At 47.8% G+C, this 23354-nt stretch carries 18 protein-coding genes and 4 tRNA genes; 18 read left to right on the top strand and 4 right to left on the bottom strand.

The window, feature by feature from the left end:
- The first annotated feature begins 9 nt into the window (after window positions 1-9).
- Both atpA and NG346_RS05475 read left to right on the top strand, forming a co-directional pair.
- The gene (gene atpA / locus NG346_RS05480; protein ID WP_262279558.1) at window positions 10-1596 is read left to right on the top strand and encodes a F0F1 ATP synthase subunit alpha; all 1587 of its coding nucleotides are present in this window, start codon (window positions 10-12) and stop codon (window positions 1594-1596) included.
- 12 nt (window positions 1597-1608) lie between these two features.
- Window positions 1609-2580 carry a F0F1 ATP synthase subunit gamma gene (locus NG346_RS05475; RefSeq protein WP_262279559.1) on the top strand — a complete coding sequence of 324 codons (972 nt, stop codon included), beginning with the start codon at window positions 1609-1611 and terminating at the stop codon, window positions 2578-2580.
- A 133-nt stretch (window positions 2581-2713) separates the two neighbouring features.
- On the opposite strand, the gene NG346_RS05470 is transcribed toward NG346_RS05475, so the two are convergent.
- Window positions 2714-3148 (bottom strand): hypothetical protein, encoded by a 435-nt coding sequence (locus NG346_RS05470; protein ID WP_262279560.1) that lies wholly within the window; start codon window positions 3146-3148, stop codon window positions 2714-2716.
- A gap of 139 nt (window positions 3149-3287) precedes the next feature.
- Here NG346_RS05470 and NG346_RS05465 point away from each other — a divergent pair, with 139 nt between their 5' ends.
- The 11 genes from NG346_RS05465 to NG346_RS05415 all read left to right on the top strand — a co-directional run bounded on the left by NG346_RS05465 (window position 3288) and on the right by NG346_RS05415 (window position 12843).
- The gene (locus NG346_RS05465) at window positions 3288-4967 is read left to right on the top strand and encodes a glycogen/starch synthase (RefSeq protein WP_262279561.1); all 1680 of its coding nucleotides are present in this window, start codon (window positions 3288-3290) and stop codon (window positions 4965-4967) included.
- A gap of 56 nt (window positions 4968-5023) precedes the next feature.
- Window positions 5024-7585 (top strand): alpha-glucan family phosphorylase, encoded by a 2562-nt coding sequence (gene glgP, locus NG346_RS05460; protein ID WP_262279562.1) that lies wholly within the window; start codon window positions 5024-5026, stop codon window positions 7583-7585.
- Between the two features lie 870 nt (window positions 7586-8455).
- Window positions 8456-8528, top strand: a tRNA-Gly gene (locus tag NG346_RS05455).
- 27 nt (window positions 8529-8555) lie between these two features.
- A tRNA-Leu gene (locus NG346_RS05450) sits at window positions 8556-8637 on the top strand.
- 29 nt (window positions 8638-8666) lie between these two features.
- A tRNA-Leu gene (locus tag NG346_RS05445) sits at window positions 8667-8750 on the top strand.
- A gap of 22 nt (window positions 8751-8772) precedes the next feature.
- Window positions 8773-8845 (top strand) — tRNA-Gly (locus NG346_RS05440).
- Between the two features lie 27 nt (window positions 8846-8872).
- Entirely contained in the window at window positions 8873-9421 is a 549-nt protein-coding gene (locus NG346_RS05435) for a hypothetical protein (protein WP_262279563.1), read from the top strand.
- 66 nt (window positions 9422-9487) lie between these two features.
- Entirely contained in the window at window positions 9488-9895 is a 408-nt protein-coding gene (locus tag NG346_RS05430; RefSeq protein ID WP_262279564.1) for a single-stranded DNA-binding protein, read from the top strand.
- 14 nt (window positions 9896-9909) lie between these two features.
- A complete protein-coding gene (gene gldE, locus NG346_RS05425; RefSeq protein ID WP_449727795.1) occupies window positions 9910-11241 on the top strand; it encodes a gliding motility-associated protein GldE in 1332 nt (443 codons plus the stop codon).
- 112 nt (window positions 11242-11353) lie between these two features.
- Entirely contained in the window at window positions 11354-11863 is a 510-nt protein-coding gene (locus NG346_RS05420) for a 4'-phosphopantetheinyl transferase superfamily protein (RefSeq protein WP_262288429.1), read from the top strand.
- A gap of 176 nt (window positions 11864-12039) precedes the next feature.
- Window positions 12040-12843 (top strand): gliding motility protein GldB-related protein, encoded by an 804-nt coding sequence (locus NG346_RS05415; protein WP_449727797.1) that lies wholly within the window; start codon window positions 12040-12042, stop codon window positions 12841-12843.
- Here the strand turns inward: NG346_RS05415 and NG346_RS05410 are convergent.
- Both NG346_RS05410 and NG346_RS05405 read right to left on the bottom strand, forming a co-directional pair.
- The gene (locus tag NG346_RS05410; RefSeq protein WP_262279567.1) at window positions 12833-13456 is read right to left on the bottom strand and encodes a tetratricopeptide repeat protein; all 624 of its coding nucleotides are present in this window, start codon (window positions 13454-13456) and stop codon (window positions 12833-12835) included. The two genes, NG346_RS05415 and NG346_RS05410, sit on opposite strands and share 11 nt — an antisense overlap.
- A gap of 24 nt (window positions 13457-13480) precedes the next feature.
- A complete protein-coding gene (locus NG346_RS05405) occupies window positions 13481-15208 on the bottom strand; it encodes a bifunctional metallophosphatase/5'-nucleotidase (protein WP_262279663.1) in 1728 nt (575 codons plus the stop codon).
- Window positions 15209-15454: 246 nt separating this feature from the next.
- Between NG346_RS05405 and uvrA the strand changes: the two genes are divergently transcribed.
- From uvrA to NG346_RS05380, 5 genes are all read left to right on the top strand, one after another.
- Window positions 15455-18298: an excinuclease ABC subunit UvrA gene (uvrA, locus tag NG346_RS05400; RefSeq protein ID WP_262279568.1), complete on the top strand. Its 2844-nt coding sequence runs from the start codon at window positions 15455-15457 to the stop codon at window positions 18296-18298.
- Window positions 18299-18317: 19 nt separating this feature from the next.
- Window positions 18318-19217, top strand: coding sequence for a glycosyltransferase family 2 protein (locus NG346_RS05395; protein ID WP_262279569.1), 900 nt, complete (start codon window positions 18318-18320; stop codon window positions 19215-19217).
- A gap of 97 nt (window positions 19218-19314) precedes the next feature.
- Entirely contained in the window at window positions 19315-20469 is a 1155-nt protein-coding gene (locus NG346_RS05390) for a tetratricopeptide repeat protein (protein WP_262279570.1), read from the top strand.
- Between the two features lie 8 nt (window positions 20470-20477).
- The gene (locus NG346_RS05385; protein ID WP_262279571.1) at window positions 20478-21671 is read left to right on the top strand and encodes a tetratricopeptide repeat protein; all 1194 of its coding nucleotides are present in this window, start codon (window positions 20478-20480) and stop codon (window positions 21669-21671) included.
- A complete protein-coding gene (locus NG346_RS05380) occupies window positions 21671-23014 on the top strand; it encodes a DEAD/DEAH box helicase (RefSeq protein WP_262279664.1) in 1344 nt (447 codons plus the stop codon). The genes NG346_RS05385 and NG346_RS05380 overlap by 1 nt, the downstream gene beginning before the upstream one ends.
- 9 nt (window positions 23015-23023) lie before the next feature.
- Here NG346_RS05380 and NG346_RS05375 read toward each other — a convergent pair whose 3' ends face one another.
- Complete coding sequence (locus NG346_RS05375; protein ID WP_262279572.1) at window positions 23024-23311, bottom strand: PqqD family protein; 288 nt, start codon at window positions 23309-23311, stop codon at window positions 23024-23026.
- Window positions 23312-23354: the final 43 nt, after the last annotated feature.

Raw genomic sequence — 23354 nt, 5'->3', positions numbered from 1 at the left:
ATTGAAAGAATGTCAGACAAAATAAAACCAAGTGAAGTGTCGGAAGTCCTCGAAAAGGAACTTCAGGGCATCAACGCTGAAAACCAGTTCGACGAGGTGGGTACAGTGCTCACCGTTGCCGATGGTGTGGCGCGTGTCTACGGTTTGCGCAACGTCGAGGCATCCGAGCTGCTCCAATTTGAGAATGGTACGATGGCCATTGTCATGAACTTGGAGGAAGACAATGTGGGTTGTGTGCTTCTCGGTCCTACCGCAGGTATTAAGGAGGGTGAGAAAGTAAAGCGCACGCATCATATTGCTTCTATCCGTGTCAATGACAATTTCTTAGGTCGTGTCGTAGATCCATTGGGCAGGCCTATTGACGGAAAAGGTGACATCGACTTGACGGGATCTTTCGAGATGCCTTTGGATCGTAAGGCACCGGGTGTTATCTATCGTCAACCAGTGAAGGAACCGCTCCAAACTGGATTGAAGGCTGTGGACTCGATGATCCCTATCGGTCGTGGACAGCGTGAGTTGATCATCGGTGACCGCCAGACAGGAAAGACGGCTATTGCTGTTGATACCATCATCAATCAGAAGAGCAACTATGAGGCTGGAAAGCCCGTTTATTGCATCTATGTAGCTATCGGTCAGAAGGCCAGTACTGTTGCAGCTCTTGTTCAGACCTTGCGTGATCACGGTGCACTTCCTTATACCATCGTGGTAAGTGCTACAGCAGCCGACCCTGCTGCCATGCAGTATTACGCTCCGTTTGCTGGTGCTGCCATTGGTGAATATTTCCGTGACAGAGGCATGGATGCCCTTGTCGTCTATGATGACTTGTCTAAGCAGGCTGTAGCCTATCGTGAAGTCTCTTTGATTTTGCGACGCCCATCCGGTCGTGAGGCTTATCCTGGTGATGTGTTCTATCTCCACTCCCGTCTGCTTGAGCGTGCCGCGCGTATCAATGACCAGCAGGAAGTGGCAGAGCAAATGAACGATCTGCCGGAGTGCATGAAGGGACATGTCAAAGGTGGTGGATCACTGACCGCTCTGCCTATCATTGAGACTCAGGCTGGCGATGTGAGTGCATATATTCCTACGAATGTTATCTCCATTACTGATGGTCAGATCTATTTGGAGACTGACCTCTTCAACCAGGGCTTCCGCCCTGCCATCAATGTCGGTATCTCTGTGAGCCGTGTCGGTGGTAGTGCACAGATCAAGAGTATGAAGAAGGTAGCCGGTACCCTTAAGATTGATATGGCACAGTATCGTGAGCTCGAGGCTTTCTCGAAGTTCTCCAGCGATATGGATCCGGTAACAGCCATGACCATTGACCGCGGTCGTAAGAACAACCAGTTGCTTATCCAACCTCAGTACAGTCCTATGCCCGTTGGTGAGCAGGTGGCTATCATCTACTGCGGTGTCCATGGTTTGATGCATGATGTGCCCGTCAACCAGGTGCGTGCTTGCCAGGATCAGTTCCTTGAGCAGATGCGTACACAGCACAGTGACATCCTTGACACTTTGGCTGCTGGTAAGCTTACCGAAGAGTGCACAAATACCATCGAATCGGTAATGGCTAATGTCGTTGGTCAATTCAAAAAGTAGAGGAGGTAGTCTATGCCATCGTTAAAAGAGATCAAAACACGTATCGCTTCAGTGCAAAGCACCCGCAAGATTACGAGTGCTATGAAAATGGTGGCCTCTTCTAAGTTGCATCACGCTCAAACGGCTATTCAGAATATGCTCCCTTATGAGAATATGTTGGAGCATATTCTAAAGTCTTTCTTAGTTTCCATGCACGATGTTCAGACTCCTTATGACGAGGACAATCGCGCGATCAAACGTGTGGCTCTTATCGTGTTTTCTTCCAACAGTTCTCTGTGTGGAGGTTATAATGCGAATGTCATCAGGATGATGCAGAATGCTGTTGACGATTATAAGAAGAAGGGCGTGGAAGATATCCTCGTGTATCCTATCGGACGCAAGGTCATGGAAAAGGCCACAAAGCTGGGTTATCATGTGGCTGGTGACTTCGTGGAATTGGCGGATAAGCCTTCGGCAGCTCCTTGTGCAGCAATTGCGAAAGAGTTGGCGGACAAGTTCGCCAAACATGAAGTCGACAAAGTGGAGATGATCTATCACCACTTCAAGAGTGCCGGCACACAGATTCTGACGCGGAGTATCTTCTTGCCTATAGATTTGTCAACAGAAAGAATTGGTGCAGGCAATGATCGTGATTTGTCTTCCAATGAGGTAACGGCTAAGGCTCAGGCCTATCTGCGTAAGCATGGACAGTCTGAGGATCGGCAAGGTGAAGAGGTGAAGCCGCTGAATGATGACTTCATTGTGGAGCCGGACGTGGAGTCTGTACTTTCGGTTCTGATTCCGAAACAGTTGAATCTGATGGTCTACACGGCACTTCTTGACAGTAATGCCTCTGAGCATGCCGCTCGTATGGTCGCTATGCAGACAGCCACGGACAACGCTGATGAGATCTTGAAAGAGTTGAAACTGCAGTACAACAAGAGTCGTCAGGCTGCAATCACAAGTGAGATGCTTGACATTGTTGGTGGTAGCGTGAACAACTAACAGAGACAAGCAAAATACTAAAAGATAAGGCCTGTGCACCGGATGACGGTGGCACAGGCCTTATCTATTTGGAACGCTTCAAAGGTGTGCCTTATGAAATGCATTTTATTTAGAATCGTTGCAATAACGTGTCTTACCGTTTGATGAATGTGAGTTCTTTGGGCATCTTTTGCCACTTACGGTTTCTTGCAATTTTGATTGTACTCCCTTCGCCTTGACGAAGGACAAAGGTGGAGTCATTGACTTTCGTGAGTGTGGCTTTTAGGTCCTCGCTTCCATAGTCGTTGATGATCTCTATTTCCGCAAAATGATCGTTCTTGATGGTAGCGGAGGTGAACAGCCATTTCCTCCCATCCTGGCAGTCACCGAAGTAACCGGCCATCTCGCCATATACTTCCTGCCTTGGAACGATGACGTTCTGATGGTAGAAGTCGATTTGTAGAAAGACGTTATACTCCTTATTATATAGGTAACCTTTGAAAGAGGTCGTGTCTGCATTCTCTTGTGCCTGAGCCATCAGGGGCAAGCAGAAGAGGAAGACGAGCATTACGAACAGTATTTTTCTCATAATATATGCTAATTTATCGTGGCAAAGTTAGGTTATTATTTCGATTGCACCAAATATTTTATAAAATAGTAGCTATTTATATTTGCTTATTGCTACTTTTTATATTACCTTTGCAACTATAGAAGCACATTATAGTAATATGACAGAGGGCAAGTTGTTCCCAGACTATATTTTCGAATCTAGTTGGGAGGTATGTAATAAGGTCGGTGGCATATACACAGTGTTGTCCACAAGGGCCAAGACGCTGCAGACAAAGATGCACGACCATATCATTTTTATTGGTCCTGATTGTTGGGGTAAGCAGAGAAGTCCTTATTTCCAAGAGGATGCCTCCTTGTTTACCGATTGGAAAGTTCAGGCTAAAAAGGAGGGTCTGGTCTTGAAGATTGGGCGATGGTCAGTGCCTGGTAATCCAATAGCGATTCTTGTAGATTTCACACAATACTTTGCCCAGAAGAACGAACTGTATACACAGTTGTGGGAGGACTTCCAGGTAGACAGCTTGCATGCTTATGGCGACTATGACGAAGCGTCCATGTTCTCGTATGGTGCCGCAAAAGTAGTGGAAAGTTTCTATCACTTTTATTTGGGCAGCAAATATAAAGTCATTTATCATGGTAATGAGTGGATGACAGGTTTGGGCTTGCTTTATATCCGCAAGTATCTTCCAGAAGTGGCTACGTTGTTCACGACTCATGCTACAAGCATCGGACGTAGCATCGCCGGCAACAATAAGCCGCTCTACGACTATCTCTTTGCCTACAATGGTGATCAGATGGCTGGCGAGCTGAACATGCAGAGCAAGCATTCTATTGAGAAGCAGACCGCTCTTCATGTCGATTGTTTCACCACGGTGAGTGACATCACTGCGAGAGAGTGCAAGGAACTGTTGGATAAGCCTGTAGACGTAGTGTTGCCCAATGGCTTTGAGAATGATTTCGTGCCACGAGGGGAGGAGTTCGCGCGAAAGAGAAAAATTGCGCGCAAGCGTGTCTTTGCCATTGCCAATGCTTTGCTTGGTCAGGATTTTGATGATGATACGCTGATCGTTTCCACCAGTGGCCGCTATGAGTTTCGCAACAAAGGGGTGGATGTCTATATTGAGGCAATGAATCGCTTGTTGCGCGATGACCGGTTAAAGCGTCCTGTGCTTGCCTTCATCGAAGTGCCCGGTTGGGTAGGGGAGCCACGTAAGGATCTGCAAGAGCGCTTGGCCAGTGGAAAACATTTCGACACACCGTTGGAAGTGCCGCAGATCACGCATTGGCTGCATAACATGAGCCACGACCAAGTCTTAGGCATGCTCAAATATCTCGATATGCAGAATAGGAAAGAGGATCGTGTGAAGCTCATCTTCCTTCCATGCTATCTCACAGGAGATGACGGTATTGTCAACTTGAGCTATTATGATGTGGTCTTGGGCAATGATCTTTGCATTTATCCATCCTATTATGAGCCTTGGGGCTATACACCTTTGGAGGCTATCGCTTTCCATGTGCCGTGTATCACCACAGATCTTTCTGGTTTTGGATTATGGGTGAACAAAGAGCTTGGACACCCAGGGGAGATCGGGGATGGCGTGAAGGTCATCCATCGTACGGACTATAATTATTCCGAGGTGGCCGACAATATCAAGGACACGGTCGCAGCGTTCTCCGCCTTCAGTCCTGAAGAGGTGAAGAAGAGCCGGATGAGTGCGGAGCGTCTTTCCCGCAAGGCGCTTTGGAGCAATTTCATCAAGTACTACGAGGAAGCATATGACATTGCCTTAAAAAAGGCAGAAGGGCGAAAAGATGTTAATGAAGCCGAAAGCAAATGAATGCTGAGGCCAAAGTATAAGGATAATTTTAAGAATAAGACTAAAATTGTAGCGTTATGAAAATCAAGGCAGACTATGCTAATGCTCCCCAATGGAAGGAGCTCAACATTAAGTCACGCTTGCCTGAGCAGTTGAAATGCTTGGATGAGTTAGCTCACAATATGTGGTGGGCATGGAACTATGAGGCGCGTCGTCTTTTTAAGCGACTTGACCGTGACCTTTTCGAGAAAGTAAATCACAACCCAGTACTGCTCTTGGAGCACTTGAGCTATGACCGTAAGATGGCCATCGTCAAGGATCGTGCTCTGATGGACAATGTCAAGGATGTCTACAAGAAATTCCGTGAGTACATCGATGTCAAACCGGATAAGAAGCGTCCCTCTGTGGCCTACTTCTCTATGGAGTATGGCTTGAATCAGGTGCTGAAGATCTATTCCGGTGGTCTGGGCATGCTGGCCGGTGACTACTTGAAGGAGGCTTCCGACTCCAACGTCGACATGTGTGCTGTTGGCTTCCTCTATCGTTATGGCTATTTCACACAGTCCCTGTCAATGGACGGACAGCAGATTGCCAAGTACGATGCCCAGAACTTCAACTCACTGCCTATTGAGCGTGAGCTGGATGAGAATGGCAATCAGGTGGTTGTTGATGTTCCCTATCGCAACTATCAGGTACATGCACTGGTATGGCGTGTCAACGTCGGTCGTATCAAGCTTTACCTGCTCGACACTGACAACGACATGAACTCAGAGTTTGATAAGCCCATCACCCACTCCCTCTATGGTGGCGACTGGGAGAATCGTCTGAAGCAAGAGATTCTCTTGGGTATTGGCGGTATTCTGACGCTGAAGAAACTTGGCATCAAGAAGCAGATCTACCATTGCAATGAAGGACATGCTGCTCTCTGCAATCTCCAGCGTTTGGTCGACTATGTAGATAGTGGCTTGACATTCAACCAAGCTATGGAGCTTGTCCGTGCTTCTTCTCTGTATACTGTCCACACCCCGGTTCCTGCCGGACATGACTATTTCGATGAGGCTCTCTTCGGCAAGTACATGGGTGACTATCCTGCACGCCTGGGTATCTCTTGGGATGAATTCATCGGTATGGGTCGTCAGAATCCGGATGATCACAACGAGCGCTTCTGCATGAGTATCTTTGCTTGCAACACCTGTCAGGAAGTAAATGGTGTGAGCAAGCTCCACGGTTGGGTCAGCCAGAAGATGTTCGCACCGATCTGGGCTGGTTACTATCCGGAGGAGAATCACGTTGGCTACGTTACCAACGGTGTGCACTTCCCCACATGGACTGCAACAGAGTGGCGCGAGGTTTATGACAAATACTTCGATCCGACCTTTATGAGCGATCAGAGTAATGAGCAGATCTGGCATGCCATCTATAACGTGCCTGATGAAGAGATCTGGAACACTCGCCTGGCTCTGAAGAACAAGCTTGTCAACTATATCCGTGAGAAGTTTACTCAGACATGGCTTCGCAATCAGGGTGATCCTGCTCGTGTGGTGTCTCTCCTTGAGCGCATCAACCCGAATGCTTTGATGATTGGCTTCTGCCGTCGTTTTGCTACTTACAAGCGTGCTCACCTACTCTTCACCGATCTGGATCGTCTCAACAAGATCGTCAACAATCCAGAGCGTCCAGTCCTGTTCTTCTTCTCTGGCAAGGCTCATCCTGCTGATGGTGCAGGTCAAGGCTTGATCAAGAAGATCTACGAGATCAGCCAGCGTCCTGAGTTCCTCGGTAAGATCATCTTCCTTGAGGACTACGACATGCGTCTTGCCCGCCGCTTGGTTTCCGGCGTAGATATCTGGATGAACACGCCGACACGTCCATTGGAGGCTTCCGGCACATCTGGCGAGAAGGCTGAGATGAATGGTGTTGTCAACCTCTCCGTTCTTGACGGTTGGTGGGTTGAAGGCTACCGTGAGGGTGCTGGTTGGGCACTGCCTCAGGAGCGTACCTATCAGAACCAGGCTTACCAGGATCAGCTCGATGCTGCCACAATCTATTCTCTGCTTGAGAACGAGATCATCCCGATGTATTACAACAAGAATAAAGAGGGATTCAGTGCAGACTGGATCAAGGTCATCAAGAACTCCATCGCCACGATCGCTCCTCATTATACGATGAAGCGTCAGCTCGACGACTACTATAGCAAGTTCTACAACAAGGAGGCTGCCCGCTTCAAGAAGCTTTCTGCCAACAACAATCGCCTGGCCAAGGAGATCGCGTTGTGGAAAGAGACTGTTGCAGAGCGTTGGGATTCCATCCATGTGGTCAGCAAGGAAGATGGCGTGCTGGACAATGGCGGTGAGACAGGTGTCAGCTATAAGATCCGTTACGTCATTGACGAGCAGGGTTTGGACAACGCTGTGGGCTTGGAACTTGTCACACTGAAGCCTGAGACCGATCCTTCTGATCGTAAGGTGTTGAGCGTGCATCCATTCAAGATGGTGAAGCACGAGGGTAACAACTATACGTTTGAACTCTCTATTGAGCCAGAGATGGCCGGCTCATTCCGTTGCTGCGTGCGCATGTTCCCGAGCAACGCCGACTTACCTCACCGTCAGGACTTCTGCTATGTGAAGTGGCTCGACTAATTTAATTGGATTATAGCTATTAACGAAGGCTGGAGCAGTACAAGTGACTGATCCAGCCTTTTTGTTTGACTGGCATGTATATCGGCTAACGGTGTAAGTCACCAACAGGTTCCAGTAGTGGAAACAGATAGCGAGACAAGAGTGTTCGCAGCAATGTTCCCCATCCCTTGCAGCATGCAGTCTATGAGAGCTTCTGCTTTCATGGGGCGGAAACAGTGTTCTCGTGGTGTTGAAGCTATGTTCTCGTGGTGTCGAAGCTATGTTCACAATGTTGTAATGCTATAGCAAAAGGTCTTTCGTTAAGCAGGGAATGATTGAAATCTACGTAGCGAAAGGTTTTTTGTTAGCCAGAGAAATCCCGGCAGAATTTTATGGTTGGAACATCACAAACATGTTGCTTTTCCCTAAGGGGGGCGACTTAGTACCATGAAACAACTTCAAGTCCAGTTCGTAGGAAAAGAGTATTGCGCTCTATTATTTGTATCTTGTCTGAAAAAGAGAATACTATAGAAAAAAGCAAGTGGAGCGAATACAAGGACAATTATGGCTGGTTGTTTCGTTATAAAAATATATAAAAAAGGTTTCGCGAACTTTACTTTGGGCGTTATTGCTGGTTTGTTTGATTTATGTTGGACATAAGGCTTATTAGTATAATGAGGGCAAGCAGGAGTAAGAAGAGATTCTCAGAGGAGAAAGCCTATATTACTATATTATATAATAAGGTGTACAAAGACAGTTGAAGAGAAAAACTATTTTTTATAGCGTTTTTTCGAAAAAAAAGATGGGAAAAGTTTGCAGGTTCAGAAAAAAGCAGTACCTTTGCACTCGCATTCAGGGGAATGCTTCTTACAACTAACAAAGTAAGGAAATGCGGCAATAGCTCAGTTGGTAGAGCGCGACCTTGCCAAGGTCGAGGTCGCGGGTCCGAGTCCCGTTTGCCGCTCAAATATTTTGAATAGAATCTACTCATGCCCAGGTGGCGGAATTGGTAGACGCGCACGTTTCAGGTGCGTGTGTTTAACGACGTGCAGGTTCGAGTCCTGTTCTGGGCACTTATCTATTCAGAATATGATTACATGTTGGAGGGGTGGCGGAATTGGTAGACGCGCTACTTTGAGGGGGTAGTGACAATTATGTCGTGGGAGTTCGAGTCTCCTCCTCTTCACTTGTATTTTTATTTTAATGTTGCGGCAATAGCTCAGTTGGTAGAGCGCGACCTTGCCAAGGTCGAGGTCGCGGGTCCGAGTCCCGTTTGCCGCTCTTTTTCTGAAAAACAACATCCATTCAATGAATTTATATCTTAGATATTTCAATAGTGAAACATTAGTAACCAATGTCGATGATGCTATCTCTTTTTTGCGTAGTATAGATGATATTGACGTTACTCCCGAAATGGAAGCAGATATTCGTGAATATGCGGCAAGTGATGTGTTTTTCCCTAAGCGTTACAAGATCCGTGCTCATGTATATTTCATCGTTATCAAGACAACCGCAGCCACGATGCTTGATTTCAAGCAGAAGAAGGCCGTGCGTCCGGCTAATGGCCAGGTCTCGGAGCGACGTGAAATGGCAGAGAATGCGATCAGTAAACTTGTCTGTCAGCGTGAGGGCTGGTATGAGGGGGAGTTGAATTTCAAGCGAGTTGTAATGATTCCCTCGACTGGCAAGCATGAATATCGCGATACACGTTTTGTGGCTCGTTGTAAGGCTGTGTCTGGTCAGGATTGCTACAATCGCATTGTAGATCATTTGCGCGACCGGGTTGATCCTCGCAGCCAGTTCCCCTCAGCAAAGGGTAAGAATTTCAATTTCAAATATCTTGGCCGCTGGAAGTAATCAGTTTACTTGCCTTGGTGATATCGTTTTATTTAGTTTGTCTATAAGTTCTATTTTTGCCATATTATGAACAAAGTGATGTTAATTGGTAACGTTGGCAAAGAGCCTGACGTTAGGTATTACGATGCCGACCAATGTGTTGCTAAGGTGACTTTGGCAACAACGGAGCGTGGCTACGTACTTAAGAATGGAACAAAGGTTCCAGACCGTACAGACTGGCATAGTTTGGTATTCTATCGTCAGTTGGCCAAGATCGTAGAGCAATATGTCCATAAGGGTGATAAACTCTATGTTGAGGGACGTTTGCGCTATAATACTTACGATGATCAGCAGGGACGCCGGCATTATGTTACTGAGATCCAGGTTGAGAATTTGGAGCTTCTCACTCCGAAGCCCAAACCAGCCGCGGAAGACTCCACAGCAACAAAGAAGCCTGCCGCTAAGCAGGGAACTGATGACGAACTTCCTTTCTAATATTTGTTTGATAGTTGGATTGGTCAGAATTACAGAATATTCATAGCCTTATCGAGCCTCAGCCGATAACGATAGGCGTTTGCGTAGCAGCTGTCTTGGCTGCTATTCTCTTGGTGTTGTCTGCTTTTGCCAGTGGCTCAGAAATTGCTTTCTTCAGTCTCTCACCGCAGGATGTGGATGAACTGAATCCCGAGAAGAGTGCTAAAGACGCCAATATAGAGTTGCTGCGCGAAGACTCAGAGCGTACGTTGGCAACGATTCTAATTACCAACAACTTCGTCAATGTGACGATCATCATGCTCTGCAACTATATCTTTGGGCATCTGGTCGTGTTTCACGCTCAGTGGTTGCAGTTCCTTTGCATCACTGTTCTGTTGACTTTCCTCTTGCTGCTTTTTGGCGAGATCATGCCGAAAGTCTACAGCCGTCAGAACCCTTTGGCTTTTTGCCGTCGTGTTGTCGGTGGCATCTTCATGCTTAGAAAATTGTTTTGGCCTTTGGAGACCTTGCTCATCAAGAGCGGGGGACTTGCTGAGAAAGCTGTGCCCAAAGAGCAGCACCAGCTGAGCAAAGATGATTTGGAGCAGGCCTTGGAGCTCACCGATAAGAATGAGATCAAGGACGAGCAAAGCATGTTGCAGAGCATCATCCGTTTTGGCGATGAGACTGCTAAAGAGATCATGACGAGCCGTCAGGATATAGTCGACATTGACATCCGTAGTTCATTTGATGATGTTCTCAAATGCATTGTCGACAACAACTACAGTCGTATACCCGTTTATCAAGGCAATGACGACAACATTCGTGGTGTCTTGTACATCAAGGACCTGTTGCCTCATCTGTCCAAGCCGGCCTCATTCCGTTGGCAGAGCCTGATACGTCCTCCTTATTTTGTTCCGGAAACCAAGAAGATCGATGATTTGTTGCGCGAGTTCCAGGCCAACAAGGTTCATATAGCCATCGTTGTGGATGAATTTGGAGGTACGAGCGGTTTGGTGACTCTTGAAGATATTCTTGAGGAAATCGTTGGTGAGATCAATGACGAGTATGATGAAGAAGAGAAGACCTACTCGAAGTTGAGCTACAATACCTATTTGTTTGAGGGCAAGACATTGCTGAGTGATTTCTGCAAGATACTTAAGATCGACGATGATGAGTTTGAGGATGTTGCCGGTGATGCTGACACATTGGCCGGCCTTCTTTTGGAGTTGAAAGGCGATTTCTTAAGTCTGCATGAAAAGATAGACTATGACAATTATACTTTCGAGGTGATGGGCGTCGAGCGTCGCCGCATCAGCCGGGTAAAGGTAACCGTTCACGAGAAGAAGCAAGATGCCTCTGAGTAAGATCTTTGAGCCATGCCGTGGAGTCCAGGTAGGATTATGGCAGATGACAGAGGGTATAGATCAATTTCCCAAGCCAAAGGGAGTAAATATCAGTTTTCGATCCGACAAGAGGTTGAAAGAAGAACTTTGTGTCTATGCCCTTCTGACCGCGATGACTGGAAATGATCACTTGGTGATCGGTCACGAACCCTCCGGCAAGCCTTGGCTCGACGGTTGGTCTGTCAGCGTCAGTCATACACGTGGGTGGGTGGCTATCATTCTATCCACAGATTTCCAAGTAGGTATAGATGTTGAATACACATCTGACAGGGTAAGCAAGGTTGTGGATCGCTTTGTCCGTGAAGATGAGCAGCGTGAAACGCTGTCGCAGCAGTTGATCAACTGGAGCGCTAAGGAAACAGTCTATAAGTTGTTTTCTGAGCAGAAACTTGATTATTTCGACATGCGGCTGCATGACCTGCCATCGGAAATAGACACGGTCTTAGACAGAGATGCCCATGTCGTCTCGGGCGGGATAGCGGGCAGTGTCCTGGTGGATGTGCTTAAGACTAACGGTGTCGCCACAGTTCATTACGAACTTACTCCGGATTATGTCCTTACCTATTCTTTTTATAGTAATTAGGTAATTGTAGATGTATAATCAATCTTCCTTTTTCCAAAAAGAAGATTTATTTGTTTTTTTTAGCTTTATATTTGGATAAAAAAATATTTTTTAGTACTTTTGCAAATGTAAGAGTGTGCGGCAATGCCACTGCTTGAAAAGTAGATATCGTTAACAACAAAAGACTATATTCTTTGATACGGAAGATATATTTTGCATTGTTTATTGCAATGCTGCTATGTGTTGGATGTGAGTTCAAGCTCAAACCCAACGATGATGACAACGATGCCAGTCATGTGCGTATCGAGCGCTATGACCGGTTGGAGAGTCGTTATCTGATTACAGGAGACTTCTCTGCCCTTCAGCAGATGAATACAGAGTTTCCTATTGAGACGCGTACCCTTGTTGAGAAGATGCTGCAAATCGGTGAAGTGAGCGATCATGACATCAATGAGCGCTTCCTGCGTTTCTATCAGGATTCCACATTGCAGACTATCATCACAGATGCAGAGTCGGAGTATGCCAACATGGATGACTTAAACAAAGAGTTGTCGCAATCTTTGCAGCAGCTCAAAGACTGGCTTCCAGACATGCCTATTCCACGGGTCTATGCTCAGATCGGTGCTCTGGATCAGAGCATTGTGGTAGGAGACAAGTTGATCGGAATCTCTCTTGATAAATACATGGGCGCAAAGTATCCGGTCTATAAGGAGTTTGGCTTTTCCCGGGAACAGCTTTCTTCTATGGGGCGCGGCAATATTGTGCCGGACTGTTTGAGCTTTTACCTCTTGAGCCTTTATCCGATGGCAAACTACGACCAGCGTACGCAGTTGGAGAAGGATCTGCACATGGGCAAAGTCATGTGGGTTGTCAACAAAGCATTGGGGAAGAATTTCTTCCGTACGACTTATGTGTCTATTGTCGACCGCTACATGCACAAGCATCCATCTGTGACTTACCAGCAATTGTTGGCAAGTGATGATTATAGTGCTATGAAGTAAGCTGATTGATCTCAGCGCAACATGCAGATATCAGATTGCGGATTTCCGCAATCTTTGCTTTTTCCTGCGGCTGGTATTGTTGATAGTATATGAGTGCACTCTGAAGCGCATCCAGTGCCTTATACCATTGCTTGAGAAAGGTGTAGCACAGTCCTAAACGATAACAGATCTTCGCTTTTTCGTCTTCATGGCAACGTGCTTGGGCCTGGTCATAGAGTGGTGCGGCTTGAGCGTATTTGCCCAAGGTGAAATAGCTCTCACCGTCGGCATAGTAGTAAAACGACAGCTCCTGTGGATCGAAGGCTTGTAGTTGAGGAATGACAGAGTCCAGGCAGTTTGTAGCTTGCTCGTATTCCTGGTCATAGTAGTAGCTTACACCCAGATAAGCTCTGAATCTTGGATTGAGCTGATACTTCTTGTCCAGTCTTTGCAGTATAAGTTTAGCCTCATGGTATTTGCCACCCTGGAAGTAGGAAATGGCAAAGCCCAACTGTTGGCTGTCTCTTTTCTTTTGAATAGCATTCTGTCCTTCGGCAGGTAGCATCGTAATGAAAATCAGCATCATCACGATGAGCGACCTGCCGAAGGACAGATTCTTTTTATCCCTGAACATGTTGGCAATATGTTGAATAGGGATTTACTTGAAGATGAGCTTGGCGTCTCTCTCTCCAGCCTCTTTCACCCATGCTTCCGGAATGAATTTCCAGTTATGATTGGGTTGCGGATCCACAGTCCCCATCTCCTCGATGGCTTTCATGAAGTAATAGCGTTGGTCACGTTCTGAGCGCGATACGATTCTTGCTTTCAGACTGTCGTGAGGAATGCCGGCACCCAGTGTGAGCAGTTGTCCGCCGCCATTGCCGCGGTAGCTGTTGATAGCTACGCTGTACCATCTGTCTTCCTCAAAAGGCTTGCCATTGCTCATTCTTATGATGTTGACCTTTTGCCCATTGGGCTTTCTGACGTCTACTTCATAGTCAATGCCGGCAGCAGCGTCAAAATTGAAGATGAAGTTTTTGAAACGTCCACGTTCGTTTGATCCTGTGTTAACAGACTCCAGCAGGAAGAGATGGTCATTGGGCGAGGTCATCGTGTTGACCCATTGGTCATAGCTCATCTCCAGATATCCTTTGATCTCCTTGCCGGTGAGTCTCATCACATAAAGATGATTCTCATATTTATAGAGTTTAAACATGTCCCTAACCGAAATGGGACCTTGTTTGATGCTGTCGTTCAATGTCAGCGGCGCATTGAAAGAGACATCAGCGCCTGTTAATTTCAGCTGTAGGTTCAAGATGAAATCGTTGAAGGCACTGTTTCCGAAGAAGCTGTCGCGTGTATAGATCGTATGTGCAAAATTGCCAATCTGTTTATTGGCAAAGTTGCTAACCTCGTTAAGGTACGGTTCGAAATACTTCACATAGTCCTGGTCGATATCGTAATTTCTGATATCCACCAGTTCTCCTTGTTTTTCTTTTACCGTCCATTTTCCCTTTTCTTTTTCCAAATTCAGTGTTGCGACAGCAACAGTCTGTGCATTGTTTGCCGGGTCAAGGCAAACCACATCTTTTCCCATATTGTTTTTGACCATCAGCTGATGGCGCGTATGATCGTGTCCAAAAAGGATCAAATCAAAGCCCGGCACTTCTTTGGCAACAGCCAAAGAGGCGTTTTCCGCATAGCTGGGAGTAGTGATACCGCCCTCAGCACCGGAATGGAAGAGCCCGATGACCACGTCTGGGTGCTCCTGCTGGCGGATGATGTTCATCCAATATTTTGCGGTGCTTACCATCTCGTCAAAACGCATACCCGTCCATGACGTTTGTTCCACCCAGTTGGGGATGGCTGGTGTGAGAAGTCCCAGGATGGCGATGCGTATGCCTTGGCGCGTGATGATGGTGTAGGGCTTGAAATATGGTTTGCCCGTTTCCGTGTTGATCACATTGGCGCCGAGCAGAGGACAGTGCAGTTCGCCGGCCCATTTGTCAAAACAGGCATGTGCTGTCTCAACGTCATGGTTGCCGACCGTCTCTGCGTCATAACCGAGGTAGTTGACGACATCTGCTGCAATGTTGTGCTGCAGGGTATCGACGAAATTAGAAAAGTAGTTGATCGGTTGTCCTTGGAGGATGTCCCCATTGTCAAGCAGCAGCGTACTCTCCGGATACTGGCTTTTCAACTGCTTATAGAAAGTGCTCACCCGTGCGAGTGAACCTGTCATATTGGTGTTGTTGATGAAGTCATGTGGAAAGAAGCAGCCATGTACGTCGCTGGTTTCTACAATCTTCAAAGTGACAGTTTTCTTTTTAGCAAAGACGGGTGTGTTCATTTGTAAGCAGACTAATAAAATGGATAGCATGCCCATCAGCCGCTGGAGACGGTGATGGCTTGTGAATCGTTGTTTTTTCATTGTCGAAGTTATTTTTATTGCAAACTTACACAAAATCTCTGAAACAATGGCATCATCAGATGTGAAATGTTCTTTAATGAATCAAGAAATGTGCACATACTGTTTTTACATGATTATAAATTTGTGCAATTAGAATATTATGCGTACTTTTGTAGAGTTAGAATATATTCTTTTTCAAGCATTGTTTTGTTTTAGATAAGTATGGAAGATCAGTATATAGAAGTCAAAGGAGCCCGGGTAAACAATTTGAAGAACATCAATTTGCGCATACCCCGTAACGCTTTTATCGTGATGGCCGGCGTGTCAGGATCCGGAAAATCGAGCCTGGCTTTTGACACGCTCTATGCAGAAGGGCAGCGCCGCTATGTAGAGAGCTTGTCGAGCTATGCCAGGCAGTTTTTGGGGCGTATGAGCAAACCAGAGTGCGATTTCATCAAGGGCTTGCCTCCTGCCATCGCCATTGAGCAAAAGGTGACAGCCCGGAATCCGCGCTCCACAGTGGGCACTTCTACTGAGATTTATGAGTATCTGCGCTTGCTCTATGCCCGCATCGGCAAGACCTTTTCTCCCATTTCCGGACAGGAAGTCAAGAAGCATACCACGGAGGACGTGGTGCAAAAGACGTGGGAGTTTGCCGACGGCACGAAGTTGATGATCCTCTCGCCGTTGCTGATTCCTCAAGGGCGCACAGGGCGTGAGCAGTTGGAGATGTATCTGAAAGAGGGTTTCACCCGACTGATGAAGGGCACCGATGTGTTGCGCATCGAAGATCTGCTTCAGGAAGATGACGATGCACTGTCCTCCTCTTTGAAAGAGATGTTCTTGGTCATCGACCGCACGAGTGTGTCACATGAGAAAGACATGATTGCCCGTCTCGTCGACTCCACAGAAACCGCCATGTATGAGGGCAATGGCGCCTGCCGGGTGGTCTTCCTTCCCTCTGGTCTGAGCTACGACTTCTCGTCACGTTTTGAGGCAGACGGCATGACCTTTGAAGAGCCCGACGACAATATGTTCTCTTTCAACTCGCCGCTCGGGGCCTGTCCCACATGCGAGGGCTTCGGTTCTGTCATTGGTATCAGCGAAGGACTGGTCATTCCCAACTCTTCGTTGTCGGTCTATGAGGGTTGCGTGCAATGCTGGCATGGAGAGAAGATGAAGTGGTGGCAGGATGAGTTCTGTCGCCGGGCGGCTCAATACGACTTCCCCATCTTCAAGCCTTATTTTGAATTGTCACAGCGTGAAAAGGGTATGCTGTGGCACGGACTGCCGTGTGACAGAAAGAAAAACGGAGAGCGCAGGGCTGATGCTGTCTGTATCGACGGCTTTTTCGACATGGTAAAGGAAAACCAGTACAAGATCCAGTACCGCGTGATGATGAGCCGTTATCGTGGCAAGACAGTCTGTCCAACGTGTCATGGTACCCGACTGCGTAAGGAAGCCACATGGGTGAAGATAGGCGGTTGCAGCATTGTGGACTTGGTGGAGATGCCGGTGAAGAATCTCAGGGACTGGTTCGACCATCTTGAACTTTCTGATCATGAGCGGCAGGTCAGCAAACGCTTACTTACTGAGATACAGTCGCGACTGAACTTCTTGTGTGATGTCGGACTTGGTTATCTCACACTCAACCGACAGAGCAACACGCTCTCCGGCGGTGAGAGTCAGCGCATCAACCTCTCCACGTCCTTGGGATCGTCATTGGTAGGAAGCCTTTATATCCTTGATGAGCCGAGTATCGGTCTGCACAGTCGCGATACGGCTCGTCTCGTCCATGTGCTGCGTGAGTTGCAGAAGTTGGGCAACACGGTCATTGTCGTGGAGCACGACGAGGACATCATCCGTGAAGCCGACTGGCTGATCGATGTCGGTCCTGATGCCGGGCGCCACGGTGGCGAGATTGTTTATGAGGGCCGGGTACCGCATGACGTAGACTCCGCCACGGCCAAAGCCTTATTGGAGAAATATCCTCGTAGTCATACCCTGCAATATCTCTTAGGAACAGAGACCATTGATGTGCCCACCTCGCGTCGTTCCTGGACCAAGTCCATCGAGCTGAAAGGTTGCCGGGCCAACAATCTTTGTGGCGTGGATGTCCGCTTCCCGCTTAACGTGATGACAGTGGTGACCGGTGTCTCCGGTTCCGGTAAGTCGTCTTTGGTGCGTGATACCCTCTATCCTGCTTTGAAGCGCAAACTCGGAGAGGTGACTGATGCCCCGGGAGAGTTCCAGACGATGGGAGGCGATTGGCAGGATATCCGCCATGTGGAGTTTGTCGATCAGAATCCTATCGGCAAGAGCACGCGGTCCAACCCTGCCACTTATCTGAAGATCTACGATGCCATCCGTCAGCTCTTCGCCGAGCAGCCTTTGGCAAAGCAGCAAGGCTTTACAGCACAGTATTTCTCTTTCAATACCGAGGGCGGACGTTGCGAGGAATGCAAGGGTGCCGGCTATATCACTGTGGAGATGCAGTTCATGGCCGATCTTACGCTGGAGTGCGAAGCCTGTCATGGTCAGCGATTTAAGAAAGATGTACTGGAGGTTCGCTTCAAGGGTAAGAACATCAACGACGTGCTCAATATGACCGTCGATGAGGCTATCGACTTCTTTGGAGCGAATGGTCAGAAAACTATCGTCAAGCGGCTTCTGCCTCTGTCTGATGTCGGCTTGGGATATATCCAGTTGGGACAGAGCTCTTCGACACTGTCCGGTGGTGAGAACCAGCGAGTAAAGTTGGCTTATTTCATTGGTCAGGAGAAGCAGGATCCCACCTTGTTCATCTTCGACGAGCCTACTACGGGTCTTCATTTCCACGACATCAGTAAGCTCCTGGCATCTTTCAATGCTTTGATAGAGCGCGGACATTCTGTCTTGATCATTGAGCACAACATGGACATCATCAAATGTGCTGACTGGGTGATCGACATGGGACCTGATGGCGGCAACCAAGGTGGACGACTCGTCTGTGAAGGTACGCCTGAGACCATTGTGGCTTGTAAGCAGAGTGTGACAGGGCAGTATCTCAAGGAAAAACTCGGATGATTCCCAAGAAGCATTTGCCATGATCTCTATTCTCATTCCTACTTTCAACGACGACTGTGTGGCCTTGGCGCATGCCGTGGCCACGCAGTGCCGTGACATACATGGCCTGGACTGGGAGTTGATCGTAGGAGATGACGGCTCCACAAATCAACAGAAGATAGATGCCAACCGCCAGATCGACACATGGCCCCATTGCCGCTATTGGCTTACCGGAGTCAATCGTGGGCGGGCTGCCATTCGCAATGCATTGGTGAGGGAAGCCCGTGGACAATGGCTGTTGATGATCGACGCCGACTTGAAGGTAATGGCGAAGGACTATGTCCGTCAATATGTTTCTTTCATGTCGGATCATCCTCAGCCCTGCGCATGCTGTGGTGGGTATCGGGTAGGGGAAGGTTCCGCATCCAATCTGCGTTACCTTTATGAGATTGCGTCCGAGCATTGCCAGTCTGCAAAGTTCAGACAGAACGCGCCATACCAGAGTTTTAAGTTGTCCAACACCCTGGTTTCCCGCGACGTTTTGTTGCGTCATCCGCTTGACGAGCGCATCCGGCACTATGGCTATGAAGACGTCTTGCTTGGCAAGAACCTTGAGAAAGAGGGACTGTCCATCGTGCACATAGATAACCCCGTGCTCTTTGATTGTTTTGAGGACAACGCATCATATATCAAGAAGATAGAGGATTCCGTTGGAGTATTAGTTGCGCTTCGTGAAGACCTGGAAGGCTATTCTTCGCTGTTGTCTTTAGCTGGTGGCAGCATTGGAGATGTCTTTTCGCGTTTGGCTTTTCCCATACTCTCCTTTGTTCATCACCGTTTGAGAGCAAATCTTCTGTCTTCTCATCCTTCTGTGGTGGTGCTACGACTTTACAAGTTGTATCTGTTGCTTAGTCAGTTACGCCAGTCTCAAAGGCTGTGAATACCTTAACAACTTATAAATCTTTGTACATTTCCTTTCGAGTCTCATTTTTTTATATTATCTTCGCAAGATAGAAGATGTAAAAAGATCAGGTACAATGAGACTCGTTGCATTTTTATTCTTACAACTGGCAAGCATTGCCGTGGCTTATTGCTCCACATCTCAGGACAATCAAGTTTCGGCCGATCAGTTATATACTCAGATTACCCATCTGATACCACAGATGGAGCAGACACGCGATTCTGTCACTTATTATCAGCTGCTCTACAAGACACTTTCTAAGGCATTGGCTTGTGACTCCATAGATGCGCTCCCTAACAAAAAAGGAAAATCCAATCCCCGGTATCGCAAGCAACTGTCCCGGCAGTTGAGAACGCTGAGGCCTCATCTCATCGATGGGGGAATGATGTATTATGCGCGTCACGACAATCCTACGGCGCTTCGTTTTTTCCATCTCTATCTACAAACTCATTCTTCGCCGTTGTTCCATCTTTCCGCTAAGCAACAAGACGTCTATCTCGGTGCCGTCTCCTATTATGCCTCGTTGCTGGCCTATGGTGAGAAACATTTCCGTGAGGCTGACCGCTATGCCGATATTGCGTTGAACGACTCCAATGTCGCTGAAGACGCGGCAGAGATAAAGGTTAACTGTATGCGTGAACTCATGCGCACGCCGCTTGACTCCTCACGCTACGAATTGGCTTTGTTGGCCTTGCACGACAATGCGCCTGACAATGCGGTTTATTTCCATCTCTTGACCGACTTCCTCTCCCGGCCCGGGCATGAAGGCGAACTGGAGAATTTCGCGAAAGACGAGCTGGCCAAAGACAGCCTCAATGCCAACATTTGGTCGTTGTGGGGAGAGATCTATATGCGGAAACGCAGTTGGGACAGAGCCATCAAGGCTTTGGAGAAGGCAGATACGATCGACAGCACACAGGTGCAGGTCGTCTACAATATCGGTATCTGCTGGGGAGAGAAAGCTCAGGAAAAGTGGAGTAAAGATATGGAAAACAATGTCGATAATCCACCGGCAGTCTCCGAGGAGGCGCTCAAAGACAAGGAATGTTATGTCTGCCTGGAAAATGCCGGCAACGCTTTCCGACGAGTTGCACTCTTGGATCCTCAGCAGACCCAGGTGAAATGGAAAGAAGCGGCTGAGCATGTCGATGCCGCCATACAGAAGATGAAAGACAGCGTGAGTGCGCCAACCCCTAAAAAGACTTCCCATAGAAGAGGTAGAAGAAGATGATCAAGGATATGAAAGCAAAGATAATTCTATTGATATTTCTTTTCATCTCCATGGCAAGCGTTGCACAAAAGAAAGAGATTGCAACAGCCAAGGATTACGTGAAAAAGAATACCAACTTGGATAAGGCCGAGCAGATGATGAGAACGCTGCTTGCCGACTCTGCCAATCGCACGAACACAAAGATTTGGAACGTGCTCTTTGACGCTCAGCGACGGCAGTACGAAAATGGTAATGAGAAACTCTATCTCAAACAGAAATACGACACGGCGGCGATCTTCAATATCACCAGCAGAATGTTTCGGGACAGGGAGGCTTACGATTCGCTCTTCAACCTTCCACATCCCAAGGAGTCCGATGCCAGAGAGTGGCGCAAATCCCATGGTCAGCTGTTGAACATGATCCGGCCCAATCTCCTCAATGGTGGCCGCTTCTTTATCAGAAAACAGAAATACGACGTGGCTTATCTCCTGCTCAACCAATACATCGAGACGGCCAACCAGCCCCTTTTTTCGGCATATCATTATCGTGAGAAAGATCAGCATCTCCCTGAAGCCGCTTACTGGGCAGTCTATGCGTCGTACAAGATGGGGAACCGCAAGCAAACCCTTCACCACACTTATCTGGCGCTGAAGGATACCACTCACTATAATCAGATGTTGCAGTTGCTCGCCCAAACCTATCTGGGCGAGGGCGACACCGTCAGATATGTCAAGACGCTCAAGGAAGGTTTCTGTCGTAATCATCTCGACGACTTCTTCTTCTCTCATCTGATTGATTATTACTCAGCCCGGAATGACTGGCAGCAAGCCCTGACAATGACCAATCAGGCGCTCGACACCGACAGCCGCAACCTGCTCTTCCGCATCACGAAGAGCATCATCTTGCTGAATACGGGTAAGTATCAGGAGTGTTTCGCCCTCTGTGACACGCTCATCCATGAGAATGACTCAGTGGCTGAGGCTTGGCTCAATGCAGGATTGGCACTGTTTAATCAAGGAGTGGCTTTGGACAAGAATCCGGTTCTCTCCGCAAAGAAACATGGGCAGATCATCAGCTTCTATAAGCAGGCGCTGCCTTACTTGGAAAAATACCGGCAGCTACAGCCCGAGCGCAAAGACCGATGGGCACTGCCGCTTTACACCATTTACCTCAATCTCAACAGAGGAAAAGAATTTGATGAAATCGATAAATTGTTGAAATGATGGATATATACCAGTTAATAGTAAAAGCCGGCATCACGCCCAACGAGATGCAAGTGGACACGATGGAAGCAGTGCAGAATGGCAACGACGATGTGGTGGTTCTGAGTCCTACCGGTACGGGTAAGACTTTGGCTTATCTTCTGCCCGTCGCCGCTCAGACCGACGCGGCAAGTACGACGCTTCAGGCACTTGTTGTCGTGCCGGGTCGTGAGCTGGCTCTACAGTCCGACACTGTGTTGAAGAACATCGGCTCGGGCCTCCGATCGATGGCTGTCTACGGAGGTCGCCCCACCATGGACGAGCATCGCATACTGCGCCAACAGTGTCCGCAGATCATCTTCGGCACCCCCGGACGCATCAACGATCATATTGCCAAGGGCAACATAGATGTTAAGCAGTTGGCATTCCTGGTCATCGATGAGTTTGACAAGTGCCTGGATATGGGATTTCAGCAGGAGATCGAGACGCTCCTTCATAGCATTCCCTTGAAGGCGCGTCGCATTTTGTTGTCCGCCACCCAGCCTGAGAAGATGGAGGCAACGATGAACAGCTATCGCTCCGGCCACAAGATCACGACACTGGACTTCAGACTTGAGGACGATGCTACAACTGAACGCATCAAAGTGTTGACGGTTCGCAGTGAAGAAAAGGACAAGTTGTCTGCTTTAGCTCAGTTGCTTGGCCAGATAGGGCAGGAGAGCAGCGTGGTGTTCCTGAACTACCGCGATGCTGTGGAGAGGGTGACTGACTATCTTTTGGAACAAGGTTTCTCTGCTATCTCCTATCATGGTGCCTTGGAGCAGAAAGAGCGCGAGGAACATCTCTATCTCTTTGCCAACCACTCCGTCAACACGCTCGTGAGCACCAATTTGGGTAGCAGAGGTATTGACATACCTGATATCAACAACATCATCCACTATCATCTGCCCGAGAGTGAGCAGGATTATATCCACAGAATCGGACGTACGGCACGATGGGATAAGACCGGAAGAACTTTCTTCCTCTTAGGTCCTGAAGAGACTCTGCCGGAATATGTCGATGCGGATGTCGAGGACTACAGCCTCTCTGACCATGCTGATGAGGCTCCGACGCTGGCTCCGATGGTCACGGTCTATATTGGCAAGGGCAAGAAAGACAAGATTTCCAAGGGCGACATCGTCGGTTTTCTCTGCAAATGTGGCGGTCTGAAAGCTCAAGACATCGGTCGTATCGATGTCTACGACAACTATGCTTATGTGGCTGTTGCCCGTCTTTTGGCTCCCAAGATGCTCAAGATGGTGAAAGGTCAAAAGATCAAAGGCCAGAAGACTCTTGTAGAAGTGCAGAGGGGACAAAGTGTGTGAAATACTGCGTTATCGCTCTATGATGCCGGCATCTTCCCATTCCTTTATGATGTTTTTTGCATCTTCAAGGGCTTGAGAATGTGGAAGAGGCGTGGCATCGTCGATCTGATAGCTTTCCATCAGTATCTTCGCAAGGGTCTCATCATTAAAGTCTTTTCCTTGAATCTCGTTCCAGAGCAAAGCAGAACTTTCGTTCATACTAATGATGGAATCGAAGTCGATATTCTCCTTACCTTCTGCGATAATGAGGTTTTGACCACATATCTTTCTGATATTGAATCCTTTCTTAGCTTTCATATTTCTTTTCGTCTTTTTAATGACTGTGATAATGAATGGGTAT

It is taken from the genome of Hallella absiana (assembly GCF_025457485.1).
GTDB lineage: Bacteria > Bacteroidota > Bacteroidia > Bacteroidales > Bacteroidaceae > Prevotella > Prevotella absiana.
Note: the sequence above shows the minus strand (reverse complement) of the source record. Positions and strands in the feature narration are given on the sequence as shown.

Coding starts and splice junctions, on each gene's coding strand:
- NG346_RS05375 (WP_262279572.1), bottom strand. CDS start 23,311: ATGAAAGCTAAGAAAGGATTCAATATCAGAAAGATATGTGGTCAAAAC.
- NG346_RS05470 (WP_262279560.1), bottom strand. CDS start 3,148: ATGAGAAAAATACTGTTCGTAATGCTCGTCTTCCTCTTCTGCTTGCCC.
- uvrA (WP_262279568.1), top strand. CDS start 15,455: ATGGAAGATCAGTATATAGAAGTCAAAGGAGCCCGGGTAAACAATTTG.
- NG346_RS05385 (WP_262279571.1), top strand. CDS start 20,478: ATGAAAGCAAAGATAATTCTATTGATATTTCTTTTCATCTCCATGGCA.
- NG346_RS05430 (WP_262279564.1), top strand. CDS start 9,488: ATGAACAAAGTGATGTTAATTGGTAACGTTGGCAAAGAGCCTGACGTT.
- NG346_RS05390 (WP_262279570.1), top strand. CDS start 19,315: ATGAGACTCGTTGCATTTTTATTCTTACAACTGGCAAGCATTGCCGTG.
- glgP (WP_262279562.1), top strand. CDS start 5,024: ATGAAAATCAAGGCAGACTATGCTAATGCTCCCCAATGGAAGGAGCTC.
- NG346_RS05465 (WP_262279561.1), top strand. CDS start 3,288: ATGACAGAGGGCAAGTTGTTCCCAGACTATATTTTCGAATCTAGTTGG.
- NG346_RS05405 (WP_262279663.1), bottom strand. CDS start 15,208: ATGGGCATGCTATCCATTTTATTAGTCTGCTTACAAATGAACACACCC.
- NG346_RS05475 (WP_262279559.1), top strand. CDS start 1,609: ATGCCATCGTTAAAAGAGATCAAAACACGTATCGCTTCAGTGCAAAGC.
- NG346_RS05395 (WP_262279569.1), top strand. CDS start 18,318: ATGATCTCTATTCTCATTCCTACTTTCAACGACGACTGTGTGGCCTTG.
- NG346_RS05410 (WP_262279567.1), bottom strand. CDS start 13,456: ATGTTCAGGGATAAAAAGAATCTGTCCTTCGGCAGGTCGCTCATCGTG.
- NG346_RS05435 (WP_262279563.1), top strand. CDS start 8,873: ATGAATTTATATCTTAGATATTTCAATAGTGAAACATTAGTAACCAAT.
- NG346_RS05380 (WP_262279664.1), top strand. CDS start 21,671: ATGGATATATACCAGTTAATAGTAAAAGCCGGCATCACGCCCAACGAG.
- atpA (WP_262279558.1), top strand. CDS start 10: ATGTCAGACAAAATAAAACCAAGTGAAGTGTCGGAAGTCCTCGAAAAG.